The 24,464-nt window shown below is 60.2% G+C and carries 19 protein-coding genes; 6 read left to right on the top strand and 13 right to left on the bottom strand.

All coding sequences use genetic code 11. From position 1 onward, the window contains the following. Positions 1-8: 8 nt before the first annotated feature. The 4 genes from ftsY to NZ740_07620 are packed head-to-tail and all read right to left on the bottom strand — an operon-like array spanning position 9 to position 3,115. Entirely contained in the window at positions 9-950 is a 942-nt protein-coding gene (ftsY, locus tag NZ740_07635) for a signal recognition particle-docking protein FtsY (protein MCS6771882.1), read from the bottom strand. A 1-nt stretch (position 951) separates the two neighbouring features. Continuing rightward, entirely contained in the window at positions 952-1,413 is a 462-nt protein-coding gene (gene nusB, locus NZ740_07630) for a transcription antitermination factor NusB (protein MCS6771881.1), read from the bottom strand. Further along, a complete protein-coding gene (ribH, locus tag NZ740_07625; GenBank protein ID MCS6771880.1) occupies positions 1,410-1,886 on the bottom strand; it encodes a 6,7-dimethyl-8-ribityllumazine synthase in 477 nt (158 codons plus the stop codon). Before ribH ends, nusB begins: the two co-directional genes overlap by 4 nt. A gap of 11 nt (positions 1,887-1,897) precedes the next feature. Further along, positions 1,898-3,115 (bottom strand): bifunctional 3,4-dihydroxy-2-butanone-4-phosphate synthase/GTP cyclohydrolase II, encoded by a 1,218-nt coding sequence (locus tag NZ740_07620; GenBank protein MCS6771879.1) that lies wholly within the window; start codon positions 3,113-3,115, stop codon positions 1,898-1,900. A gap of 333 nt (positions 3,116-3,448) precedes the next feature. On the opposite strand from NZ740_07620, the gene NZ740_07615 reads away from it, so the two are divergent. The 4 genes from NZ740_07615 (at position 3,449) to NZ740_07600 (ending at position 8,944) form a co-directional block, all read left to right on the top strand. Then, entirely contained in the window at positions 3,449-3,865 is a 417-nt protein-coding gene (locus NZ740_07615) for a nucleoside 2-deoxyribosyltransferase (protein MCS6771878.1), read from the top strand. A gap of 412 nt (positions 3,866-4,277) precedes the next feature. Then, positions 4,278-5,372, top strand: a complete 1,095-nt coding sequence (locus NZ740_07610; GenBank protein MCS6771877.1) for an ABC transporter ATP-binding protein — start codon at positions 4,278-4,280, stop codon at positions 5,370-5,372. An 18-nt stretch (positions 5,373-5,390) separates the two neighbouring features. Next, positions 5,391-7,232 (top strand): ABC transporter substrate-binding protein, encoded by a 1,842-nt coding sequence (locus tag NZ740_07605; GenBank protein ID MCS6771876.1) that lies wholly within the window; start codon positions 5,391-5,393, stop codon positions 7,230-7,232. Between the two features lie 5 nt (positions 7,233-7,237). Beyond that, positions 7,238-8,944 carry an iron ABC transporter permease gene (locus NZ740_07600; protein MCS6771875.1) on the top strand — a complete coding sequence of 569 codons (1,707 nt, stop codon included), beginning with the start codon at positions 7,238-7,240 and terminating at the stop codon, positions 8,942-8,944. 64 nt (positions 8,945-9,008) lie between these two features. Here the strand turns inward: NZ740_07600 and NZ740_07595 are convergent, their stop codons facing one another. Continuing rightward, on the bottom strand, positions 9,009-10,325 hold the full coding sequence (locus NZ740_07595; protein ID MCS6771874.1) for a DNA polymerase IV: 1,317 nt from the start codon (positions 10,323-10,325) through the stop codon (positions 9,009-9,011). Positions 10,326-10,434: 109 nt separating this feature from the next. Here NZ740_07595 and ligA point away from each other — a divergent pair, with 109 nt between their 5' ends. Continuing rightward, a complete protein-coding gene (ligA, locus tag NZ740_07590; GenBank protein ID MCS6771873.1) occupies positions 10,435-12,639 on the top strand; it encodes an NAD-dependent DNA ligase LigA in 2,205 nt (734 codons plus the stop codon). A 315-nt stretch (positions 12,640-12,954) separates the two neighbouring features. Next, a complete protein-coding gene (locus NZ740_07585) occupies positions 12,955-15,339 on the top strand; it encodes a glycoside hydrolase family 31 protein (protein ID MCS6771872.1) in 2,385 nt (794 codons plus the stop codon). Positions 15,340-15,484: 145 nt separating this feature from the next. Here the strand turns inward: NZ740_07585 and NZ740_07580 are convergent, their stop codons facing one another. From NZ740_07580 to NZ740_07545, 8 genes are all read right to left on the bottom strand, one after another. After that, complete coding sequence (locus NZ740_07580; protein MCS6771871.1) at positions 15,485-17,257, bottom strand: extracellular solute-binding protein; 1,773 nt, start codon at positions 17,255-17,257, stop codon at positions 15,485-15,487. Between the two features lie 57 nt (positions 17,258-17,314). After that, the gene (locus NZ740_07575) at positions 17,315-18,505 is read right to left on the bottom strand and encodes a type II secretion system F family protein (GenBank protein MCS6771870.1); all 1,191 of its coding nucleotides are present in this window, start codon (positions 18,503-18,505) and stop codon (positions 17,315-17,317) included. After that, positions 18,502-20,052, bottom strand: a complete 1,551-nt coding sequence (locus tag NZ740_07570) for a GspE/PulE family protein (GenBank protein MCS6771869.1) — start codon at positions 20,050-20,052, stop codon at positions 18,502-18,504. The genes NZ740_07575 and NZ740_07570 overlap by 4 nt, the downstream gene beginning before the upstream one ends. A 2-nt stretch (positions 20,053-20,054) precedes the next feature. After that, the gene (locus NZ740_07565) at positions 20,055-21,977 is read right to left on the bottom strand and encodes a hypothetical protein (GenBank protein ID MCS6771868.1); all 1,923 of its coding nucleotides are present in this window, start codon (positions 21,975-21,977) and stop codon (positions 20,055-20,057) included. After that, positions 21,974-22,747: an acyl-ACP--UDP-N-acetylglucosamine O-acyltransferase gene (gene lpxA / locus NZ740_07560; GenBank protein ID MCS6771867.1), complete on the bottom strand. Its 774-nt coding sequence runs from the start codon at positions 22,745-22,747 to the stop codon at positions 21,974-21,976. Before lpxA ends, NZ740_07565 begins: the two co-directional genes overlap by 4 nt. Before the next feature lie 3 nt (positions 22,748-22,750). Then, on the bottom strand, positions 22,751-23,182 hold the full coding sequence (fabZ, locus tag NZ740_07555; GenBank protein MCS6771866.1) for a 3-hydroxyacyl-ACP dehydratase FabZ: 432 nt from the start codon (positions 23,180-23,182) through the stop codon (positions 22,751-22,753). Positions 23,183-23,263: 81 nt separating this feature from the next. Continuing rightward, positions 23,264-23,905 carry a hypothetical protein gene (locus tag NZ740_07550; protein ID MCS6771865.1) on the bottom strand — a complete coding sequence of 214 codons (642 nt, stop codon included), beginning with the start codon at positions 23,903-23,905 and terminating at the stop codon, positions 23,264-23,266. Positions 23,906-23,921: 16 nt separating this feature from the next. Next, positions 23,922-24,449 (bottom strand): hypothetical protein, encoded by a 528-nt coding sequence (locus NZ740_07545; GenBank protein MCS6771864.1) that lies wholly within the window; start codon positions 24,447-24,449, stop codon positions 23,922-23,924. Positions 24,450-24,464: the final 15 nt, after the last annotated feature.

Below are 24,464 nucleotides of genomic sequence, written 5' to 3'. Positions count from 1 at the left end.
ACTGCTCATCAACGGATGTCCGGTCGACCGGCATGATGCGGTTCCCGAATTGACGCCTCCAGGCCAAGCAGCGCATCTACAAAGGCGGAGGGGTCGAAGACAGCAAGGTCGTCGGGCCCCTCGCCCAGTCCGACATATCGAATGGGGACGCCGAGTTCTGCCGCAATTCCAAACACAAAACCGCCCTTCGCGGAGCCGTCCAGCTTGGCCAAAATCGCTCCGGTCAGCGGCACAATCTCATGGAACAACCGCGCTTGTGCCAGGGCGTTCTGACCCAACGTCGCGTCGAGCACCATCCAGATTTCATGTGGCGCTTCCGGCAGGCGTTTGGCCAGCGAACGGCGAATCTTTCCAAGCTCTTCCATCAGCGGCGCCTTCGTATGCATTCGACCTGCCGTATCGATGATCGCAACGTTGCAGCCGCGCGCTTCGGCCGCTGCCAGGGCATCAAATGCTGTGGCTGCCGCGTCGCTGCCAGTGCGGCCCACGACCACTTCGCACCCGATGCGATCTGCCCAAAGCCGAAGTTGATCTGAGCCGGCTGCTCGAAAAGTGTCCGCCGCTCCCAGCAGCGGCCGCAGCCCCTGGCGTTTCGCCATGTGTGCAAGCTTGGCGCAAGTCGTGGTTTTGCCGGAACCGTTGATGCCCACGATCATGATGCAGAGAACCGGCTCGCGGCGTGGCCAGTCGAACGGCGGACATTCACCCAGTGTAGAGATCAACAGGGACCGAAGGCGCTCTCGAGGATCCTGAGTTCCTTCCCACCCGCCTTTTTCAAGATCGGCTCTGAAACGAGCGGCCATTTTCGGGGGAACATCGGCGAGAATGAGCGACGCCTCGAGTTCTTCCAGCGTCTCCGCGTCCGGCTTGGCGCCGCGTTGAAACAGACGGCTGACCGCATCCGCGAGCTGCCGCCGCGTGCGGCTGAGGGCTTGAAACCAAGAGAACATCCTATCCTTCGCGCATCGGGGCGGGATTTTCGGATGCAGCGCCGACGGCGATCCGACCGCTTTGCAGATCGCGACGCGCCCGATCCAGGATGCCGTTGACAAACCGCCCGGATTCCTCCGAGCTCAACTCTTTTGCCAGCTCAACCGCCTCATCGATCGACACCGGATGGGGAATGTCCGGCCGATGCATCATTTCATAAAGCGCCACGCGCATCACATTCCGATCCACCGCGCCCATGCGGCGAACATCCCAGTGGTCAGCGCAGGACCCGAGAATCTGATCGATTTGCGGCTTGTTCGCCTCGACACCGCGGATGAGCGAATCGGCAAATCGCCGCACGGCGGCGCTCGCGGGTTGATCGGACCAAAACAGTTCCAGGTCCTCATCCAGGTTTCCCGCGTTGAAATCGCGTTGGAAGAGAAACTGGACCGCCAGACGGCGGGCGTCATGGCGGCTTTTCATAGCGCTTCTTCGCGCAACCGGCGAAGCACATTCGCCATTTCGATTGCGCATTCTGCAGCCGTCCAGCCTCGATTCCCGTGCTTGCCGCCGCTCCGCTCCAGCGCCTGATCCGCATTCTGCGCGCCGATGACCCCGTCGATTACGGGTACGCCCGTCTCAGCAATAATGTCAGCGATGGAGGCGGCGAGCTGCCGGTTGATGATCTCGGCGTGGTCCGTACCTCCCTGGATAACCACGCCCAGCGCGATCAGCGCATGATATTTCCCGCAGACCGCCATCGGCCGCAACACGGTGGGCAGCTCAAATGAACCGGGCACCCAGACCACCGTGATGTCTTCATCCCGAACGCCATGTCGCTGAAGAGCCTCCAGGGCGCCTTGAAGAAGATTCCTCGTGAAGTGGTCATTGAATCGGCTAACGGCGATGCCGAATCGCAGCCCCTTGGCAGATCCCTCGCCGATGATTGTCTTCATGGTCGCAACTCCTACAAGAGATGACCCAATTTTTCGCGCTTAGTTCGAAGGTATTTCTCATTGTGCGACGTGGCCGGTCGGACGAGCGGCACACGTTCCACCACGTCGATGTCATAGTCCTCGAGGCCGGAAACCTTCCGCGGATTGTTTGTCAACAGCCGGCAGGATCGAACCCCGAGGTCCCGCAAAATTTGAGCGGCAATGGCATAGTCGCGCGCATCCGCCTCGAATCCGAGTTGTTCGTTTGCTTCGACCGTGTCGAGCCCCGCCTCCTGAAGGGCGTAGGCGCGAATCTTTTGTTCAAGCCCGATGCCCCTCCCCTCCTGCCGCATGTAAAGCAACACACCATGCTGGTTTTCCGCGATGAGTCGCATCGCCGCCTGAAGTTGAGATCCGCAATCACAACGGAGCGATCCGAAGGCATCGCCCGTTAAGCACTCACTGTGCACACGAACGAGCGGCGCCGGAACGCTGGACGGATCCCCCGCGATCAGGGCCAGATGGTGCTTCTCCTCGATCGGACTGTGATACATTCGAAGTCGAAAAAGCCCGTAAATGGTGGGCAGCGAAATGTCCTCCTCCAGCTCAATCAGCCGCTCGGTCCGCCGGCGATGCTGCGCGATGGCCTGAACGGTGATAATGCGCAGGCCGTGCCGCCGCGCGAACGCGAACAGATCGGGTCGCCGCGCCATCTTCCCGTCTTCGCGCAGAATCTCGCAAATCACGCCCCCGGGCTGGAGTCCGGCCAATTTGGAGAGGTCAATTGCCGCCTCCGTGTGGCCAGGCCGTTTGAGCACACCGCCCGGCACCGCCTCTAATGGGAATACATGGCCTGGGGTGACGAGATCATCAGGCGTTGTTGCCGGATCCATAAGTACCGAAATCGTGCGCGCTCGGTCATGGGCGCTGATGCCCGTTGTGACGCCATGCCGCGCGTCCACCGATTCGACAAACGCTGTGCGATAGGGATCCGTCTCCCCGCGAGGTATCAACCGGGCGAGACCGAGTTTCAGAAGCCGTTCCTTTTCCAGGGCAACGCAAATCAACCCACGTCCGTGCCGGGCCATGAAATTAATGGCCTGCGGGGTCACCTTTTGCGCCGCCAGAATCAGGTCGCCCTCATTTTCCCGCCGCTCGTCGTCGACGACGATCACCATTTCTCCCCGAGCGATCGCGGCGACCGCATCTTCCAGGCGATCAAATTGTTCCAACTCGTTTTTTTCTTTCATCATGTCTGCCCCTAAGGGCGGCGACTTCGGGGCAGACTCCACCTCTCAGAGCGACACTTCATTTCATCCCGACTTTACGGTCGGCGACAGATGAAGCGCTATTCTGGCGCTCTGACTGTCTCGGTCTCCTTTCGGAGAGTCGCGGGCTTCACCGCCGGTGGGGACTTGCCAATCTCTGCGGACCGGCTCACCCCGCCCCGAAGTTCGCTGAGATGAACTTATTGCGACGGACCTAAAGATGCAAGCCCCTCTCTGGAGGGGTGATCCCAAAACTCCTTGCGGGCCGGCGCCGCCGCATTACTCTCCTTTGCTCCCATCCGGAGGTTCCAGCGTATGAAAAAGCGAATTTATCTCTGCGGGCCAATCATGGATGAACACGAGGGACACGCGCGCGCCTGGCGACAGAAGGCCAAGGAGCTCCTCGCACACGATTTCATTCTGCTCGATCCGATGCGGCGCAATTTCAAAGACCGCGAAGTGGACAGCGCAAACGAGATCGTCGAATTCGATCTGCAGGACATCCGAGATGCCGACATCCTCCTCGTCAATTACAACAAGCCGTCCATCGGAACCGCGATGGAGGTCTTCTACGCCTCGCACGATCTCGGAAAATTCGTCGTTGCCTTCTCTCCATTCTCCTTCAAGGACTGCAGCCCGTGGATGATCCGCTTCTGCACGAAAATTCTGCCGAACCTGGAAGCGGCCTGCGCGTACATCAAAGAGCACTTCGTCGCCCAACGCTACGCGTGACCGAGGCCCTGCGGCGATTGGTCCAACCGCCCTTCCGATCCGGCGCGCGGAATGAGATTTCCATTTCTCAAACGCTCCCGGATTGTTAGCATTGTGTTATGAACTCGCCCGATTTGTGGACGGTGCTGAAACCCAAACGACCGCCCTATCCACCTGGCTCTCGCGTGAGCGATAGAATCACACTGGCTGTGCCCGACCTCGACCCGGTTTGCCATCCTTTATCTTCATCCTACTTTCGATGGTGGTGAATTTGACTCATTCGATCGTCGGGGCTGCTAGTGTGATCGTTGGAATCGCCATGCTTGCCGTGCAGAGGGAAGAGTGCCGCGGATCACGAATTAGAATTCGGTTAGCCCGACGGCACGCCTTGACCGGACCAACCGGCTTGGCAAGGCTTACTCAAGGCTGAGATATGGGCGCTGCCGTTCGCCTCGAACAGGTAACCAAACGATTCGGCGACCTCATCGTCGTCAACCGGATCTCGCTCACCATTGAAGCGGGCGAGCTTTTCTTCCTCCTGGGGCCCAGCGGGTGTGGCAAAACAACCCTGCTCCGTTCGATTGCTGGGTTTTACTTTCCGGATAGCGGGTCCATCCACATTGGAGACCGCGACGTTACGCGCCTCCCTCCGGAAGAGCGCGATACGGGTATGGTTTTCCAAAGTTACGCGCTGTGGCCTCACATGACCGTCGCCGAAAATGTGGCATTCGGGCTCGAGCTGCGAAAACTCCCCAAAGACGAGATTGCAAGACGGGTCGCGGACGCTCTCGCTATGGTCAAGATGGCTGACCGCGCCGAATATAAACCTAACCAGCTTTCCGGCGGCCAGCAGCAGCGCGTCGCGCTCGCGCGCGCCCTTGTGATCCGTCCGAAATGCCTCCTGCTCGATGAGCCTCTGTCAAACCTCGACGCCAAACTGCGGCTCGAAATGCGGAGTGAAATCCGCCGGATTTGCAAGCAGGCCGGACTCACCGCCATCTACGTCACCCATGACCAGAAAGAGGCGCTCTCCATAGCTGACCGGATTGCCGTCTTCGACCGAGGGGTCATTCAGCAGTGCGATCGGCCCGACGTTGTATACCGCCGCCCCGCAAATCGCTTCGTCGCCAACTTCATCGGAGAAACGAATTTCATCGAAGGCGTGATCGAAGAATCCCAACCCGGGCGCGCCGTGGTTCGAACCGAGATCGGTCGAATCGTTTCCACATCCTTGCCCTCATCCGGTGTGTCCCGCGGCCAATCGGTCACCCTCTCCATTCGTCCGGAGACGCTGCACGCGGGGACCACGCCCGAGGATCCGACCAATGTGTTCCATGGCGAATTGCACGATACCGTCTACCTCGGAGAAATGGCCCAGCACGCCTTTCAAATTCGATCTCCCGAGAGGAATGGAGATATCTCTGTCAACGTATTTGAGCTGAACCCCAAAATCATCGCACACGACAATGAGCGGCGCGCCACCCATGTTTGGGTCCGGCCGGAAAACGTGATTGTCCTGACTGAATGAACGAGGGGGACCGCGTCGATGCGGAAAGAATCAACCTTCGGACGTCATGCGGCCATCCTGTTAGCGGCCGCCGCAACGGTCGCGCTCCCCTTTCTGGCCCGCCGGCCGGCAGCAGAAACGGAGGAGTGGAAACCGGGCGATCCCGAACTTGTCATCATCTCGCCGCATAATGAGGCGATTCGATACGAATTCGGCGAAGGATTCTCCCGCTGGCACCAGGCACGCTACGGAAGGCCCGTCAAAGTCGATTGGCGCGTGATTGGAGGAACTTCGGAAATTAGCCGCTATCTGACATCCTCTTTCATCGCTGCTGCGCGCGCTTGGTGGACCTCTCAGGGTCGATCGTGGCTCCCCGGGGCAGGTGAATCTCTGATTGACCGACGTTTTCCCGTAGATGCCCCGCCCGAAATTTCCCGGCGGGCGGATGAATCGGAAGAATCCTGGCGTCGTCGCACGGAGGCCGAACTCGCCCGCTGGAGGGAATTGCGCGAACTTTATACCCGCTTCCGATCGACGGACGACCCGTCCCAAATTTCTGCGAAGATCGATTTGTTTTTCGGCGGCGGAGATTATGACCACCTGAAGGCCCACGGCGAGGGCTTGACCGTTGCCCCGTGGCCGCCCGAAAGCCCCCCGCCGGATCTCTTCACCGATTCGCGCGGGCGCGAAATCATTCCCGCTCGAATCGCCGGTGAGACGTGGCGCACCCCCACCATGTTTGGCAACGCTGTGGCCACTTTCGGGATTTGTTACAACCTTGATCGGCTCCGGGACTTGGGGATCGAACGCCCCCCGACGAATTGGTCGGATCTGACTGATCCAAGGTACTTCCGCCAGATCGGCGTTGCCGACCCGACAAAAAGCGGGAGCATCGCCAAGGCATTTGAACTCATCATTCACCAACAATGTCACGAAGCCGTACGCGCGGCGGGCTTTTCGGAAGAGGACATCGACCGATTTGAACGGGAGATTGCGGCCGCCCGGCTTCCGCCTGGCGAACTACCTCCTGGAGTGCCCGCGGATTATCAACGCGCCATCGAACGCGGCTGGGAGAACGGTATCCGGCTCATCCAGAAGATCGGCGCGAATGCCCGATATTTCACGGATTCGGCGGGGAAGGTTCCAATCGACGTCAGCATGGGCGCGGCGGCCGCCGGCATCGCGATCGATTTCTACGGGCGCTTCCAGGCCCAGACCACTCGGTCGCCCGATGGCCGAGAGCGGATGGGTTTCGTCGCGCCCGCCGGTGGAACGGGCGTCAGTTCCGACCCCATCAGTCTCCTCCGCGGCGCGCCCAACCGGCAGATTGCGATTCGATTCATCGAGTTTGTCCTGAGCGAGGACGGCCAGAAATTGTGGACCTATCGCCCAGGGACCCCTGGAGGCCCGATCAAATACGCGCTCCGCCGAATCCCCGTCCGCCGTACTTTCTTCCCGTCGGAAGATCCCGAAATCCAAGCCGCCCATAAGCAGCATATGCAATATGCGGCTGACAACCTCGCGGACCCCCAAATCAATCCGTACGCGTTGGCGGAGCAGTTTACGTACCGACCGCGTTGGACGGCCTCCCATTTTGGCGTCCACCGCGACCTAGTTCGCGCGATGTGCCTAAATGCCTCCGAGGAGCTGCAGCGCGCCTGGAAAGCCGTCATTTCACACGGGGAGCCCGTCCGCCAGGCGGCCGCGCTCTCCATGATCGCCCGCCTGCCGGACCGACCTGAACCGCTCACCTGGCGCTCGGCTCCACGGCTGGTTCGAGAGTATTCCCGCCTCGACTATATGCGCGAATGGACCGTTTTCTACCGCGCTAGCTATCGGGCCGCCGTGCGCGCCGTGCTCGAACAGGAGGCCACCCGCTGACGTCCATGAACCGCACGATCTCACGCATCATTTTCGTCGCGGCTTCCGCAATCTTTGCGGTCCTCTTTTTGGTCCCCCTGGGAACGGTCATTCAGGGCGGATTCTGGGTCCATGGGCGTCTGACCTTCGAATATCTCGCAGGCGTGTTTCTGAATCCCATTTATTCGGAAGGGCTTCTCAACAGCTTCCTGATCGCCTCGGGCACCACCGCGCTGGCCACGCTGATCGCGCTACCGCTCGCCTGGCTGACGGCCAAATTTGATTTTATCGGGAAAAATTGGCTCACCGGCATGATCCTCATTCCGATGATCCTGCCGCCCTTTGTCGGCGCCATCGGCTTCCAGCAGATTCTGGGTCCCTACGGTGGCCTGAACAGCCTCCTCGGCCTCGGGCCCGTGGATTGGCTCGGTCGCATGCAATACTGGGGCGTCGTCATTCTGCAGGCGCTATCGCTCTACCCCATCATGTACCTCAACACCACCGCCGCGCTCGCGAACATCGACCCGGCGATGGAGGAAGCCGCGGAAAATCTCGGCTGTCGTGGTTTCACCAAATTTCGGCGCATCACCCTGCCGTTGATGATGCCCGGCCTTTTCGCCGGCGGAACCATCGTGTTCATCTGGAGCTTTACCGAACTCGGCACGCCGTTGATTCTGAACTACACCAAGTGTGCATCCGTCCAGGTCTTTGACGCGCTCAAGGAAATCGGCGCCAACCCGTTTCCGTATGCCCTGGTCTTTGTCATGCTTGTGGCCAGCGTGCTACTCTACGCCGCTGGAAAGATGCTCTTTGGCGGGCAGGCCTATGCCATGCAGAGCAAAGCCGCCATCCACGCCGCCACACGACGACTCACCGGCATGCGTGCCGCCCTCGCAATCCTGCCCTTCGCGCTCGTGATCCTCGTCGCGATGACGCCGCACCTCGGCGTGATCGCCACAAGTTTCGCGCGCCCTGGCAGTTGGTATCAATCCGTCTTGCCGACCGACTGGACGCTGGCCAACTATGTAGAAGCCCTCGGCCACGATATGACGGTCAGCAGCATCCGCAACAGCCTCGTCTACGCTTCCCTTGCGGTCGCATTCAATACCATCCTGGGGGTCGCCATCGCCTACGTCGTCGTGCGCTCCGACATCCGCGGGCGCGGATGGCTCGACGCCCTCGCCATGCTGCCCCTCGCGGTGCCGGGCCTGGTGATGGCGTTTGGCTACCTGGCCGTCAGCGCTCACCTCAGCAACCAGGAATGGGTCAAACAGAATTCGTTCTGGCAAAACCTGCTGGACGTCCGCGAGAATCCCACCTTCTTCCTCGTCATGGCCTACAGCGTGCGACGGCTCCCGTACATGGTCCGCTCCGCCGTCGCTGGTTTGCAGCAGACGTCGATTGCGCTCGAAGAGGCGGCCGCCAACCTCGGCGCGCGATTCTTCACGGTGCTCCGCCGCATCACCGTGCCGCTCATTCTGGCGAATCTCATCGCCGGCGCGCTCCTCGCCTTTGCTTTCAGCATGCTGGAGGTCTCAGACAGCCTGATGCTCGCTCAGCGGGCGGATTATTATCCCATTACGAAAACCATTTACGAGCTCTACCAGTTGATCGGCATCGGCCAATATATCGCATCTGCCCTCGGCGTCTGGGCGATGATCTTCCTCGCCGTGACGATCCTCGGCGCATCGGCGATCCTCGGCAGAAAGCTCGGCGCTCTCTTCCGCGCGTGACGCGCGCCACGGGCCCTCAGCGGATCTCCGGATCTCCGACACGACTGCGGCGCAAAGCGCAATTTCACTTTAATTCGATGTCCAGCCGCGGAATATTGAGGCGTCGGCGCCGGGTTTCGCCGGGCAGCAAATTGGTTTTGCGCATCGGCTCGACGGCCCGCGGGCTTGGCGGCGCGCGAGACAGGAACAGCGACGAGCCAAGCGACAGCTTGTGCTTGCCATACCACGCGTTGACCGCATCGATCACCCGCGCGGCCCGCTGCATCCGCTCCGCCCGCACAGCATCCTCGAACAGCTCGTACTGCACATACCAATCCGTCTCGATCTCGCCCAATACCACCATCGTCGTGCGGTATTCCGCGCCAGGCTCGTACAGCCGCTCGAACATCTCGCGGACGATGGGCAACATCTCCTGCGGCGCCGACGTCGCTCGGGTCAGGCGAGCCTCCATCGCTGATTCGCTGAAGTCGCGGCGCCGCAGCGCCACGCACACCGCGCGTGCGCGCAATCGGTGGCGGCGCAGTTTGATGCAGGCCGATTCGACATTCCGGACCAGCTTGGCGTAGACGTATTCGCGGTCCCCGCTCGGCGCGGCAAAGGTTTTGCACTTGCTGATCGTCAAATACTCGCTCTTTTCTTCGGGATTCACGGGATAGATCGATTCACCGCGCAGCTCGTGCCAAATCTCGCGGCCGATCTTGCCGAGCAGCTTGTCTGCCCACCCCTCCGGCTTCATCGCGAAATCGTAAGCCGTCTTCAGGCCGTGTTTCTGCAGCAGGTTCACCGTGTTCGGCCCGAACCCCCACACCTCCTCCAGCGGCGTTTGCTGCAACAGCAGATGCACGCGATATCCGGGCACGGCCGTGAATCCGTCCGGCTTCCGGAACTTCGAACAAAGCTTCGCCAGCCCCTTCGTCAGGCTCAGCCCTACCGAAACCGTCAGATCCAGTGAGCGCTGAATCTCCTCCTTGATGCGGCGCGCAATTTCCTCGTACGACGTGCGGTGCACGCGGCGCAGGCCGGTGAGGTCCGCGAACCCCTCGTCGATTGAGCTTTCCTCCACAATCGGCGTGTAGCGCCGGATGATGTCGAACATCCGCTTCGAATAAATGCTGTAGGTCTCGTAATCGCTCGGCACGACGATCAACTCCGGGCACATTTTCCGCGCCTCGTGCAGCGGGACCCCCCGCTTGATGCCCAATGCCTTCGCCTCATAGCTGGCGCAGGCGATGATGCCGCGCTCCTGGCCGGTCACCATCGGCCGGCCCTTCCACTCGGGGTGAATCGACTGCTCGACGGACGTAAAAAAGGCGTCGCCATCGACATGCAGGATGGCCCGCGGATACGAGCGCAGGGAAAGGGGCTGGGAATCTGAACGCATGTTCAGTTATACTCATACCCTCGCCGCAAGCCCGTTGCAAGACCCCCGATGTTCGCGCCCGGCCCGTTTCCGGTCGCGCCCAGTTTCCGGCAGCGCTATCCTTCTGCGCATGACGCGCACGGAAGCCCGGCAACGAATTGAAACGCTGCGCCGCGAAATCGAGCGGCACAACCGCCTCTACTACGTGGAGGCCGCCCCCGAAATCTCGGATGCCGAATTCGACCGCCTGATGGACGAGCTGCGGCGGCTCGAGGCGGAATTTCCGGAATTCATCACGCCAGACTCGCCCACGCAGCGGGTTGGCGGCCAGCCGCTCGAGGGGTTTACCCGCGTCCGGCACCGCGCCCCCATGCTTTCGCTCGAGAAAAAGGAAAACCTCCACGAACTGACGCTCTTTGAGCGCGAAATTCTGAAGAAACTGCCCGATTTTGTGCCGGACTACGTCGTCGAACCCAAAATCGACGGCGTGTCCATTTCGCTCCATTACGTAAACGGTGTGCTTCAGCTCGGCGTGACCCGCGGCGACGGCGAAACCGGCGACGATATCACAGCAAATTTGCGCACCGTGCGGGACATCCCGCTCCGACTGAACACCTCATCGCCCCCCGCCTACCTCGAAGTGCGCGGCGAGGCCTACATGCGCGAGGCGGACCGCATCGCCCTCAACGAATCCCTGCGCGCCCGCGGTGAAAAGACCTTTGCGAACACCCGAAACGCCACCGCGGGGTCGCTCAAGCAATTGGACCCGCGCATCGTCGCGCAGCGCCCGATCCGGGCCGTGTTCTATGCCCTCGGCCATGTCGAGGGCACCGAATTCGCCTCTCACTCGGAGGAGCTCGAAACCCTCCGTCGGTTCGGCCTGCCGATCCCGCTGATCTGGCGCCGGGTGTCCAGTATTCGGGAGGCGGAGGCCGCGGCCCGCGAAATCAAGGAGCGCGAGGACGAACTGCCCTATGAAATCGATGGCGCGGTCATCAAGGTCAACGACAACGCCGCCTGCCGCGCGCTCGGGCTCAAGACCAATGTGCCCGCATACGCTGTCGCCTACAAGCGCCCCGAGTGGTTCCACGAGGCGCAAACGAAACTGGAACGAATTGTCGTCCAGGTCGGCCGCACCGGCGTGCTAACCCCGGTCGCGGAAGTTGCGCCCGTTTTTCTCGACGGCACCACCATCTCGAGGATCACCCTCCACAACGCAGAGGAGATCAAGCGCAAGGACATCCGCATCGGCGACACTGTGGTGATCAAGCGGGCGGGCCGCGTGATCCCCGCGATTGTCCGCGTCGTCGACGACGCGCGGACGGGCGACGAAAAGCCGTTCCAGATGCCGGACCGCTGCCCCGCCTGCGGCTCGCCGGTCGTCCGGCGCAGGTTGGCCAGCGGAACAGGGACCGAAGTTGCCGTCCGCTGTGAAAACCCGCGATGCCCCGCCCAGGCCGCGCGTCGAATCGAATATTTCTCAAGCCGCAACGCGATGAACATCGAGGGGCTCGGCGAGACGGTCGCAGACAAACTTGTCGAACAAGGCGTGGCGCGATCGGTCTGGGATCTCTTTCGCCTCGATGTTGACCGGCTTGCGCGGCTGAATCTCGGTTCCCCGGAAGAACCGCGGGTCCTGGGCGAGAAAGTAGCCCGCCGCATCATGGAGGGCATCGAAGCCGCCCGCCGAGCGCCGCTCGCGAAATGGATCCATGCCCTCGGCCTGCCCGGCGTCGGCGAAACCATTGCCGGCAAACTCGCGGAAACCCATCGCACGTTCGAGGAGTTGGTCGCCTCGCCCAAGCTGCGGCGGATCGCAGAACTTGCTGAACTCGAGGAACAACTTGCGTCCGGTTCCCGGGCATTGCGGGGCCGGCGCGGGTTCATTGGTCGGGATTCCGATATGACCTACGCGGAACTGGTCAAAAGGCGCGACCGCCTGAAAGCCGAGGTGGACGCCCATCCGATCGAGGGCGTGGGACCGGCGTTAGCTCGGGAGCTGGTGGCTTTTTTCGATTCCGACGCCGCCCGCGAGATTCTGGCGGAAATGAAGGCCTTGGGCATCAACCCTGAAGGCGCTCCGCCGCCGGCCCCAACAGCATCGGGTCCGTTCGCCGGCAAGGTGGTCGTTGTGACCGGCACATTGCAGCGTTTCACGCGGGCCGAAGCGCACGAAGCCCTTCGCAAGGCCGGCGCCCGCGTGGCCGACAGCGTCACCGGCAAGACCGATTATCTGATTGTGGGCGCCGATGCGGGCTCCAAACTCGACAAAGCCCGCAAACTCGGCATTCCGACGCTGGACGAATCGGAATTCATCAAAATGCTCGGCGAATAGTCGGATCTGTTCAGGGCGGAGGCCGTTCGCCTGCACAGCCGGCACCAGATTCCAGAGCCGAATTTTTTCAGCGATGTCACTCGAAAATTCCATGGCATGGAAATTTCCATGCGATGGAAACGTGTTGCGGCAAATTTTCCATGCCATGGAAAAATGTTGCCGCAGATTTTCCATGCCATGGAAAAAAGTTGCTGCAGATTTTCCATGCGATGGAAAATCATCGCTGCAAGTTTTCCATTTCATGGAAATCCATGCGTGATCGGGGACGGAACGCAGCGGCCATCGCGATAGATGCGGCGCGGCGCTGATTCGCGCTTGCCCAACGCGAGCGATGTTTTGTTTAGTCGCCGCGTGTATTTCCGCAAATTTCCGCATTTTCTGAATTTCGAATTCATTCGCCGGGTAGATCGGCGCGGTTCGGCCCGGGCCGGCCGCTCCGGCTTGCACATCGAATTTCGCCAGTTTGGCAATGGAATCTGTCGACTGCGGCTCAGAGGGCCGTGGCAGTCCGTTCCGCTTCTCAGCGGACTGGATCCGCGCAGGCCGAAACGCGGCAGCGCGCCGGTTTATGAGGCCTCGATGGACGCCACTGGCGCGGTCGCTGTACGCGCGCCGGACGGCGCCGAGGTGTTCTCGGCTCCCGCCGGCTCCGCGATCGGCGTCAGCGGATCGGCGACGGTGTTCCTGTTTGAAAGACGCGATGACGATCGGTTCTATGGTATGGGTGAAAAGCTCTTGGGGCTCGAGCTTTCGGGGCGGCAGTCTAAATTTTGGAATACCGACGCCTTCGCCGACTTTCACTGGAAAGAAGTCTTCGAGGACCGACCGGATCCGTATTATGCCTCCATCCCCTACCTGATTGTGCATCGGGGGCGCCACTGGATCGGCCTGCTCCTCGACAATCCTCAAGCGACGTTCATTCACACGGGGGCATCGTTCCCTGACGGCAGCGGCAGCGCGGCGCCGCGAATCGCGCTGGGCGCCGAGAGCGGGGCCTCGGACCTTTACGTGATCGCAGCCGAGAGCCTTCCCGAATTGACGCGGCTTTACCAAACCCTCGTGGGTCGTACGCCGCTGCCCCCCGTGTGGGCGCTGGGCTACCATCAGTGCCGTTGGGGCTATCAATCCGAATCGGACCTCCTCGAGCTGGACGGGAAATTCCGCGAGCATGGAATCCCCTGCGACGGCTTGTGGATCGACATCGACTACATGCAGTCGTTCAAGGTGTTTACGGTCGATCCGAAACATTTCCCCGATTTTGGGGCCGCCGTCAAAAGACTTGAGGAAAACGGCAGAAAGGTCATCCCGATTCTCGACCCGGGCGTAAAACGCGAGCCGGGCTACTCGATTTACGACGACGGGCAAAAGCACGACATCTTTTGCCGGAATCCTCAAGGCGGCGAGTTTGTGGGCCAGGTGTGGCCAGGCGACACGGTCTTCCCCGACTTCTCGCTGCCCGAGGGGCGCAAATGGTGGGCGGAAAACGTGCGGAAATTTGCCGCTGCGGGCATTCGCGGCGCGTGGATCGACATGAATGATCCGTCGACCGGCTTCGTGCAGAACGATGCGATGCGGTTTCAGAAAGGGCGCCTGCCCCACGACGCGTTTCACAATCAATATGCCCTGGGTATGGCGATCGCGACGCGTGAGGGTTTCGCCGCGGCGCACCCTGGCAGGCGGCCCTTCGTGATCAGCCGTTCCGGCTACGTGGGCATCGGCAAATATGCCGCGATTTGGACCGGCGACAATTGCTCCAACTACCACTATCTGAAGCTCGCGATCCCGTGCACGTTGAACCTCGCTCTTTCTGGAGTTCCGTTCAATGGCCCGGATATTGGCGGATTTGCCGGCGACACATCACCGCAACTCCTGCGCGACTGGCAAAAGGCGTGTTTTCTGTTTCCCTTTTGTCGAAACCACAGCGCGAAGGGCACTCGCCGGCAGGAGCCCTGGGCGTTCGATCGGCTCACGCTTCGCGTCGTGCGGCATTACATCCGGCTCCGCTACAAGCTCCGACCCTATCTCTACAACCTGTTCATCCGGCACGAAGAGGACGGCGACGCGATTATACGGCCGCTGTTCTACGACTTTGACTCAACGACTGATTTCCCGCTGGACCGCATCGAGGATGAATTCATGATTGGTCCGGCGATCCTGCAGGCACCGATTCTCGATGGCGAACGGCGGACGCGGGACGTGATCCTGCCCGGACCTGCAGCGTGGTGGTCGGCGATCGATTCGCGTTGGATTGAAGCTCCCTGCCGCCTGACGGTTTCACCGACTGAGGAACAAACACCGCTCTATGTCCGGGAAGGAAGCATCCTTCCGATGAGTGTCGGCGAGCCGGTCGACAACCGATGGAATCCGTTGGAGATCGAGGCCCATATCTTCCTTCGAAACAGGGACGGGGCTCAGGCGTCGGCCACCTACACCTGCGACGATGGAGATACCGATGGCTATCGGTCCGGGCAGCGGAGTTCCGTGGTGATTCGGGCTGAAGTGCATGGGCGCGACCTCGTCGTCCAGACGGAAACGATCGAGGATGGGTTCGGCATCGGATCAATCGCGCTCGTTCTATATGACCGCTTCTCGCGGGTATTTTTCGATGGGGCGCCCGTTCGGCTCGTTTCCAAATCGTGGCGGTTTTGCGGAACGTTGCAGCGCGTTCGGGCATCGGCGGCGCCGTTGGGAAGGGGCTGACGCCGCCTCAGCCGCTGCGCGAACGATCCGTTGCTAGAAGGAACCGTCTGCGAACGCCATTGACGATCGGCGGATCAGAACCCGCCCTGAAATTAGGCGAATTTTCCGCGCAAATACCGCGACGTTCCTGCGCGGTGAGGTCTTCTCAACGCGAAATCGCGTTGAAATCGATGACAGACGGTTTCGGCGGAAGGGACAGACCTCGAGCCATGGCGTCTTGAAGGTCGGCGGCGGCATCCGGGTCATACCACCACAGACTGGCGGCTGCGCTTTCATCTCCGTATTTGCCCAGGACAGTCGGTGGGGTCCCGAATTTGTTCCAATAGAGCAGCCGGGTGTAGTTCAGGTTCCACAGGAGGATGTAGGGAACCTCTGCCGTGAGGATCGAATCGATCTCGCGAAGGATCGCATTCCGTTTTTCGAGGTCGAATTCGGTCCGTTGCCTGGCGATCAGTTCGTCCACGCGCTCGTTCTTGAAGCCGGTAATGTTTTGGCCGCCCGGCCGGTCCGCCTCGCGAGAGGACCATTGGTGTTCAGGATCGCGCCAGATGCCTCCCGCCCAGGCTGCCCAGGTCATGTCGTAATTGAATTCGTCCATGTCCTTCATCCACGCGGACCAATCTTTTTGGACGATGTTCATTTCGATTCCGACATCCTTCAGGTCTTCCTTGTAAATCACCAAGAAGCGGTCCACGGCCGCGTCTCGCGTCAGGAAGGTGAAGCGAAACGGTTTTCCATCTTTGTGCAGGATGCCGGTTTGCGGATCCGCCACCCACCCTGCTTCGGCCAGGAGGCTTCGCGCGCCGGCCTTGTCGAAGGGAATCAGCGGATTCGTGCAGGGATGTTCCGGCGTGTACAGGTCCTCATAGTAGGACCGATGCAGAAAATACTGATTGTGCATCAACACTTCATTCATGTGCTGCCGGTTGAGCAGCATGGCGAGGGCGCGCCGGACCCGCACGTCGTCGAATGGGAATCGACGCATGTTCATGGCGAAGCCCTGAAAACCCACCGGTTGGTGGTTATGGATGCGCTGCTTAACGATCCAGTTGCGCTCAAATCGCTCGCCCGATGTCTGATTCACCCAGACGTGCGCCGTGTAGACGGGGAACACGTCGATTGTCCCTTTCAGAAACGCGTCGAATGCGTTCTCTCTTTCCTGGAAATACATGTACCGCAAGGTCTGAAAATTCCCGACATGTTGGTTCCGGAGCCGATGACGCTGCCACCAGTCCTCTCTCCGTTCGAAGCGGGAGAAAAAGCCTTCGCGCAGCTCGGCGAGTCGATAAGGACCGGAGACCACGGGAAACTCAAAGTTCAATTTATTGAAATCACTCGTCGAAAAGGCGTGTTTGGGTAAGGGATTGAATCCCGCAATGACCAGGAGGTTTTTCCAATGCGGTTCACGGGCCACCAAACGCACTGTCCGCTCATCGAGAACTTCGGGTTCCTGAAAGCGCTCGAGGTCGACCTTGTGGGGACCTGTGAGATGCCGTGGGTCAAGGATGGCCTTCCACGTCCACACGATGTCCTCGGCCGTAATGGGACGGCCGTCGCTCCAAACTGCCTCGGGATCCAGGTGGATCGTGAAGGTCATTTTGTCGTCGCCGACGACAACGCGTTGCGCGATCCCCGGCTCGAATTCAAGGGACGCAGGATTCATCGTCAACAGGCTGTCGTACAGCAGGTTGAGGATTTCTGCGGAATGTGAGGACGAGTCGAGGTAGTAGTTGAGGCTGCGAGGGTACGGACCTGCATACATGGACATTTCGCCGCCCGGCTCCGCGTCAGCCGATGCGTAGGGGTGAGTCGATTCCTGCCAACCCTCGGACGGGATGACGGTTTCGCTTCGGCCTGCCGCCGCTATCATCAGGACAAGGCCTAAGCTCCAAATCGAAAACCGCTGGGTCGACTTCATTAGAAACTCCCTTTTCCCGAACTATTTCTCCCTGTGTCGCCGTCTGCAAGCTGATCCTCACCATGAGATCTGGTTCAGGGACAGCACTGGCAACAGAATGCCCACGGCGACCACAAGAACCATCGCCCCGACAAGCAGGATGAGAAGCGGCTCGATGAGGCGGAGCATCCGCTGCACTAGATTTTCCCAGCGCGCGTAGTACTGGTTCGCCGCCTGTTCAAGCAGCGTCGCCGGATCGCCGGACGCTTCACCGGCGCAGTACCATGAAACAAGGAGGTCTCCGACTATCGGGCATCTGCCTAGTGCGTCGGCAGGGGCTTTGCCCTGGCGGATCTCTTCGGCGCAGACGATGGATGCTTCTTCCACCGAACGCATACCGGAGGCTCGGCCCGCCAGCGGGAAGGCGTCCGGAATTTGCACCCCGCCCCGAATGCAGAGGGCCAGAGTTCTGCCAAAACGAGCGGCAGCCGACAGGCGGAGCAGGCTGCCGAACAACGGGATTCGCACAGCGCGAAGTTCAAGGGATTTTCGAGCCGCCGGCCGCGAGATCGCGCGAGCCCCGAACATGACTCCTGCAGCCGCTGCCAGCACAGAAGCGAGCAAGGCGTTTCGGCCGTCGCGCCCCATCCAGATCAAGGCCCTTGTCAAACTCGGCAGGTCGGCGCCCGTCTCCTCGAACAACGAGGCTAAACGCGGAAACAGGACAAGAATGACTACAACCCCGATCAGCAGCCCAAGCAGGAGCACGAGAAACGGATAGATCAACGCCGATTTGATCCCTTCGCGAAGCCGCTCCTCGTTCTCCAGATAGCCGGCGAGCTGCTCCATCGACTCGCCTAGCCGCCCGCTGCGGCGGCCGGCCTGCAAGAGAGCGGCCTCGAATGGCGTCATGCCCGTCAGGGATGCAGCGAGCGCGTCATCCGGAGCGACGCCTTCGCGGATTCGATCGCGCGCCGATGCGAGCCCATGCGACTCGGCGCCTGTGGCATACGTGTTCCCCAGCAGGGATAGAGCGTTTTCCAGAGGTACCCCGGCTCGAATGAGCGACCCCAACTCGCGGTAGAGAGCCGCCCGTTTTGAAGCCGGAATGCGGCTTCGACCAGCCGCCCCAGCAGCCGGTTCGATCCGCTCCGGCAGGATTTCCCGCGCAATGAGTTTTTCCCGGGCTTCCTTCGGACCGATTGCCTCGACTATGCCCCGAACGCGTGTCCCGCCGCGAGTATATCCGCGGTATGCGAACGTCTTCATGCGAGGTCGGGCGTGTGTGAACCGCCGAGCGCACGGAAGAATTCGTCGAGTGATGTGATCCCCGAGAGGACTTTCTCCATACCATCATCGGCCAACGAGGGAATTCCGCGACTTCGCGCCTGTCGGCGGAGGGACTCGACATTGTGCCCCATTCGGATTGCTGATTCCCAGTCCTGCCCGAACGCAACCCATTCGTAAATGCCGATCCGATCCAAATATCCGCCCATGCACGATGAACAACTCCCCGGTCGCCAAATGGGCCGATCCGCGACTTCAGCGGCGCGACGGCCCAACAACTGAAGCTCTTCCGGCGTAGCGCGAGATTCTCGGCGGCAATTCGGACAGAGGCGTCGAACCAGCCGTTGGGCCATGCACCCGCGGAGCGCGGTGGCCAGAAGATATGTGGGGACCCCCATGTCCGCGAGGCGCGCTACGGCGGAAACGGCGTCGTTCGTATGCAGCGTGCTGAATACGAGGTGGCCAGTCAGCGCGGCGCGGACAGCAATCTCCGCGGTTTCGGCGTCGCGGATTTCGCCGACGAGGATGACGTCCGGATCCTGTCGGAGAATGTGGCGAAGACCTTGGGCAAACGTCAGGCCGATTTTTGGGCGAACCTGCATCTGGCTGACGTTTGGGATCTGATATTCGATCGGATCCTCGATGGTCAGGACGTTGAGCCGCGCGGTGTCGATTGCTTGCAGGGCTGCATACAAGGTCGTCGTTTTGCCGCTGCCGGTCGGACCAGTGACCAGAATGACACCATGAGGTTCCCTTAGGGCGCGGCGGAAATCCTCTTCAATCCGTTTGGGCATACCGAGTTGTTCGAGCGGCCGGAGGAGGCTTTCCGGATTCAAAAGGCGCAAGACCACACGCTCGCCTTCCGCGACCGGGATGGTGGAGACCCGTACGTCGAACTCGCGCTCTCCAATCCGAACGCGCGCCATGCCATCCTGGGGGAGCCTTCGCTCCGCAACATCGAGCCGGGCCATCACTTTGATTCTCGAAACCAGAGCATCCTCGATCGTTCTCGGGGGCTGCGGTTGAGCGTACAGAAAGCCATCGATTCGAAAACGAATCTGCAGATGGGATTCGAACGGTTCCAAATGAATATCGGATGCGCGCCGCCTCAGCGCGTCGAGAAGCAGAGCGCTGACATACTGGGCGACTGGCGCATCTTCCCCGACCCGCAACAGGTCTTCCGCCTTCGACTCGATCTGGCGGACCCCGCTGATGGGCTCCGCGTTGATGGCGGGCGCCTCTCGCATGGAGTAGCATAGGTCGATCGCGCGCCGGACCTGTTCCGGCGTGCTCAGAAGAGGAAACAGATCTCGTCCAAGGAGCAAAGAAAGCTCATGGGCCCTCGCTGCGGCTGAAGGACCCGCTGCCAGCGCGTAGAGGACACCGTCTTTCTCCACGGGAAGAACCTGATGAGTCCGGGCCCAGTCGACTGGCAATTTTTCCACCCACTGCGGCCTCAACCATGAAGGGTCCACGAGCTCGACAAAGGGCAGGCCACCCGGTTCGACGGCTGGACGGTCTGCGCACACGCCTACCTCCGCGTTTCGTTCTCGTGGCCCTGCAGTGATTCTGAAGTTAGCGCTGTTTGTTTCTGGAGACGTTCCTTCATCTCCTTCGCCACGCGGATGTCTGTCACAATATGCGGAGTTACAAAAATCAGAAGGTTCGTGCGCTCCATCCGCTCCCCCTTTTTGCGGAAAAAGAAACCGATCAGCGGGATATCTCCCAGAATCGGCACCTTATACACATCCTGAACGCGATCCTCGCGGATCAGGCCGCTAATCACCACCGTCGCGCCATTGGGAACGGTCACTGTTGTTGAAACCTCCCGCTTGGCAATGGTCGGCGCAAAGCTGGTGCCGGGAGGTCCTTGGTCCACGATGGCCTCGATGCTGGGATTAAGTTTGAGCGTGATCTCGCCGTCAGGATTAACGTGGGGAGTTACCTTTAGTTTGATACCGACATCAATCCGATCGATGTTTTGGATAATGTCCCGTGCCGTCCCTGATCCGCCCTCGATGGTGGATCGAAGAATCGGGATGTTGTCGACAACGCTGACGGTAGCCTCACTGTTGTTCTGCGCCCAGAGGGGAACATTTGATAGGATTTTTACGTCACGGCTCCGGGCGAGCGCCTCGATGAGCAGCGGCATGTTCGGGACTGGATCACCGGTGCGAGGATTGATGAGGACGCCCCGTGCGACGCCGATGGCCAATCCCTGCGGAAAAACGCCTTTTTCGATGAATTCTGCGAGCGAATCGGTCTCCCCCAGCCTGCTGGTTCCTAATGCAGTTGTCGCGCCGTCCTTGGGCTGTTCCACTGTGGCAAGCCGCACGCCGATATCGAGGTTGCGGCCGACCGCCACTTCCGCCAGCAGCACTTCGACGAGAACTTGCTGCGGGACCTGATCCAGTTTCTCGACGAGCGCGCGAATGAACTCGTAATCCTGTGGCGACGCGTCCACGATTAACGCGTTGTTGGCGGGATTAGGCTCGATCGCGATCGGTGAACGTTGTTCCTTGTCGGCCTTTTGGAGGAGCGCATTGAGGCTCTTCGCCGCATCCTCGGCGGAGAGATAACGAAGAAAAATCGCATGGAGCCGGCCGTATCCGGATCGGGCCGGCACGTCGAGCCGAGCGATGATGTCGCGCAACTCCTTGAGCTGGACCGGCGTGCCCACAATCAACAGGCTGTTTGCGCGCGGCGACGGTACGACAACTACATCGGCCGGCAGGGCCGCCATGCCTTCCGTGACCTGTTGCAAGTGGCGTTGCACTCTTTCCCCGGCTGTCTCGCCGGCCCGCATCGCGGCGACAATCTGGCGAGCCAGATCATCCGGTGCGGCATGTTTCAATTCAATGACCTCAACGACTCGGGCGGCTCCGGGTTTGTCGAGCTCAGTCACAATTTTTTCAATCAAACGAACGTTTTCGGCCGTGTCCGTGATGATCAGGTGATTGGTCGGCGGGAAGGCCGCCAGCGCACCTGCCTTGCCGCCGCGCACGAGCGGCTCGAGCAATCGCCTCAACTCCACGACGCCGACGTGTTGCACGCGAATGATACGGGTTACGAGTCCCTCCGCGGACTCCATGGTCTGCGATTCCCCCACCACGGAGGCCGGGGCAACCACGCGCTCCGGTAGGGAGACGACGTGGAATACGCCCCCGCGTTCAACCACCGACAGCCCACGGGATTCAAGGATGGAAAGCAATAGCGGATAGGCGTCGCGTGCCGGAATGCGCTGCGGCGTGACGACCGTCACCCGCCCCGAAATGTCCTCCCCAACCACGAAACGGCGCCCCGTGATTTCGCCGACCAGTTTAATCAAAACAGGGATGTCGACCTGGTCGAAATTGAAGTTGACATAACCGTCGGCCGGAAGCTGTCCTCGCGCAGTGGCTATCAAGGAAAGGCTTAGCCAGAGCGCCAGCGCTCGTTGTCCCCTTCGCTTCACTTGATAATCCCGCGCTCGGATGCCCGAATAAATGCGATGAGGTGCTCGATTTCCGGCAGGCGCGGCAATTCCTGCTCCATCCGCGCGAGGGCGGCGCTTGTATTCAGGCCGCTGCGATAAAGAAGCCGATGCGCCTGTTTGAGAGCATGCTGCGCCTCCTCTGATAGACCGGCGCGCTTTAGCCCCAACGCATTGATGCCGGGGACCCTCGGCGGATTGCCGTCGGCCATCATGAATGGAGGCACGTCCTGTGTGATTTTTGTGCACCCACCCACGATGCAATTTCGTCCGAGGCGAACGAACTGGTGGATGCCGCTCAGCCCCCCGATGAGGACCCTGTCTTCAACGATTACATGCCCCGCCAGCGTGCCAACATTGGCAATAATCACATGGTCTCCGACGACGCAATCGTGCGCGATGTGGGCATAAGCCATGATATGACAATGGGACCCCACCCGCGTCAGATCCCCATCTTTTGTCGCGGCGTTTATGGTAACGTACTCTCGAATCGTGGTGCGGTCACCGATGACCGTTCCGGGACGACCGCCGCGATATTTCAGATCCTGCGTCTGCAGCCCGATGCTCGCAAATGGGAAGATCGTGCAATCGCTGCCGATCCGGGTGAATCCGTCGACGACGACGTGAGAGATGAGGCGCGTGCGGTCTCCGATCTCCACATCCGGGCCAACGGTGCAATATGGTCCGATGTAGACATCCTCCCCCAACCGGGCGTTCGGCGAAACGATGGCGGAGGGGTGAACTGTGGCCATGCTTCAGGCATCCCCGTAGCCGAACATGATGTCGGCCTCGCAGGCGAGTTCACCGTCCACGGTAATCGTTCCATGCAACCGCATCATGCCGAGGCGCGCGCGCTGAAAAACCACTTCAATTCGCATGGTGTCGCCGGGGCGGATCACGCGGCGGAAGCGAGCTTTGTCCACGGCCAGAAAATAGGCGATTCGCCCGGGCTCTCCATACGACTGATTCATCAGCACGCCGCCCGCCTGCGCCATGGCTTCAAGCTGGAGAACGCCGGGAAAAATCGGGCGCCCGGGGAAATGGCCGGAAAAGCAGGGCTCATTGGCCGTCACATTTTTGATCGCAACTACCCGGTCCCCTTCGCATTCGACCACCCGATCGATGAGAAGCATCGGGTACCGGTGCGGCAGAATCCGCATAATATCTTCAATCAGAATGTCAGGCATCTGGGCTAGCCTCCGCCAGTTGCTGTAAATGTGAACCAAAGATGCGGACGCGGAAAGCGGAAAAAAGCGACTCTGAACAGGTTACGAGGTCGAGATCAGAAGGCCCTGCATGGTGAATCGAAGGTTTTCATTGCGGTCATAAATTTCAACGCCAAGCTCAACCTGGGCCAGAAAGGCAAGCCGTTGGGCCACCTTGAAGACGGAATAACTGTCGTCGCGGGCGATCAAAACGATGCGCCGATTCTCTTTCGGAAAATTCTTAAGGAGATTCACCATAAAATTGTCTGTGGCGAAGGTCGACCGCTCCTCAAGTTCATAGCCGTCTCTCGCAGGATCGGGCCGCGGCTTGATAACAAGCTGCCCGACCAGATAATAGGACATGTCAACCTCATAGAAATCGTCCGTGACCCGCAAGCCGCCGAGAAGCTGCATTTTGCGGATGGGATCCCCAGCGGCCTCCTGATTGATGCGTTGCACCTCGGCTCGTGCTTTTCGCGCCAGCTCAAAACTATCGAGCGGATAGATTTTGTTGCCCCGACATTCAAGATAAACAGGCGTTCGCGCGCTGACGCGCTCCATAGGGGTCGGGATCAGAACTTTTGTCTGGGCCGCGTCGATCCCGGTGGCGATGATCACCAGCATAAGGATTCCCTGCAAACAGGTGAGAATGTCGAGGAAGGAGTCCAGGTTGACAGCTCCCTCCGTTTGATGTTTGCGGGGCATGCTTTGATTCCTATCCCTAAATGACTCCGGTAACGCTCATTGTCTGGTTTGTATCGACATTTCTCAGCCGAATCGGGTCGGTGCCGTATAACAGATCCATTCCGATGTCGATTTTGCGGTCGCGGATTACATATTTCAATTTACGAGCCACGGATCCCGCATTTTGCCGCACCAGGAGAACGATGTACTGCCGATTTTTCCGCTCCTCCACGAATTTGAGGAATCGCTCAAACTTGTTGTCCTTCGACTCGAGCTCGCGGATGAGAATTTCTTCTCCGCCGGGATGAATAATAAGCCGGTCGCGCCAGACCTCGAGATACCATGGCGCTTTCACGACATTGCCGAAAGGGTCAATAATCTCTTTATCCGACTCGTCGTCCCCCGCACCAACGCCAGTCGGAATAATCGAGGTAATCTGAACGTTTTCAGGATTGGCTGAAATAACGACCACATTGCTGATCATGATTGTGACAAGACATCCCGTGAGCATCAGGATGACACACATGAAGGACGAAAAGTCTGTCTTGGTCTCCTTTTCAGCCATGTCCCCTCACTCCCT

Source organism: Kiritimatiellia bacterium, assembly GCA_025054615.1.
In the GTDB taxonomy this organism is placed as follows: domain Bacteria; phylum Verrucomicrobiota; class Kiritimatiellia; order CAIVKH01; family CAIVKH01; genus JANWZO01.
Note: the sequence above shows the minus strand (reverse complement) of the source record. Positions and strands in the feature narration are given on the sequence as shown.

Bases quoted from the DNA above. Each gene is read 5' to 3' on its own strand.
- ftsY (MCS6771882.1), bottom strand. From the start codon at position 950: ATGTTCTCTTGGTTTCAAGCCCTCAGCCGCACGCGGCGGCAGCTCGCG.
- nusB (MCS6771881.1), bottom strand. From the start codon at position 1,413: ATGAAAAGCCGCCATGACGCCCGCCGTCTGGCGGTCCAGTTTCTCTTC.
- ribH (MCS6771880.1), bottom strand. From the start codon at position 1,886: ATGAAGACAATCATCGGCGAGGGATCTGCCAAGGGGCTGCGATTCGGC.
- NZ740_07620 (MCS6771879.1), bottom strand. From the start codon at position 3,115: ATGAAAGAAAAAAACGAGTTGGAACAATTTGATCGCCTGGAAGATGCG.
- NZ740_07615 (MCS6771878.1), top strand. From the start codon at position 3,449: ATGAAAAAGCGAATTTATCTCTGCGGGCCAATCATGGATGAACACGAG.
- NZ740_07610 (MCS6771877.1), top strand. From the start codon at position 4,278: ATGGGCGCTGCCGTTCGCCTCGAACAGGTAACCAAACGATTCGGCGAC.
- NZ740_07605 (MCS6771876.1), top strand. From the start codon at position 5,391: ATGCGGAAAGAATCAACCTTCGGACGTCATGCGGCCATCCTGTTAGCG.
- NZ740_07600 (MCS6771875.1), top strand. From the start codon at position 7,238: ATGAACCGCACGATCTCACGCATCATTTTCGTCGCGGCTTCCGCAATC.
- NZ740_07595 (MCS6771874.1), bottom strand. From the start codon at position 10,325: ATGCGTTCAGATTCCCAGCCCCTTTCCCTGCGCTCGTATCCGCGGGCC.
- ligA (MCS6771873.1), top strand. From the start codon at position 10,435: ATGACGCGCACGGAAGCCCGGCAACGAATTGAAACGCTGCGCCGCGAA.
- NZ740_07580 (MCS6771871.1), bottom strand. From the start codon at position 17,257: ATGAAGTCGACCCAGCGGTTTTCGATTTGGAGCTTAGGCCTTGTCCTG.
- NZ740_07575 (MCS6771870.1), bottom strand. From the start codon at position 18,505: ATGAAGACGTTCGCATACCGCGGATATACTCGCGGCGGGACACGCGTT.
- lpxA (MCS6771867.1), bottom strand. From the start codon at position 22,747: ATGGCCACAGTTCACCCCTCCGCCATCGTTTCGCCGAACGCCCGGTTG.
- fabZ (MCS6771866.1), bottom strand. From the start codon at position 23,182: ATGCCTGACATTCTGATTGAAGATATTATGCGGATTCTGCCGCACCGG.
- NZ740_07550 (MCS6771865.1), bottom strand. From the start codon at position 23,905: ATGCCCCGCAAACATCAAACGGAGGGAGCTGTCAACCTGGACTCCTTC.
- NZ740_07545 (MCS6771864.1), bottom strand. From the start codon at position 24,449: ATGGCTGAAAAGGAGACCAAGACAGACTTTTCGTCCTTCATGTGTGTC.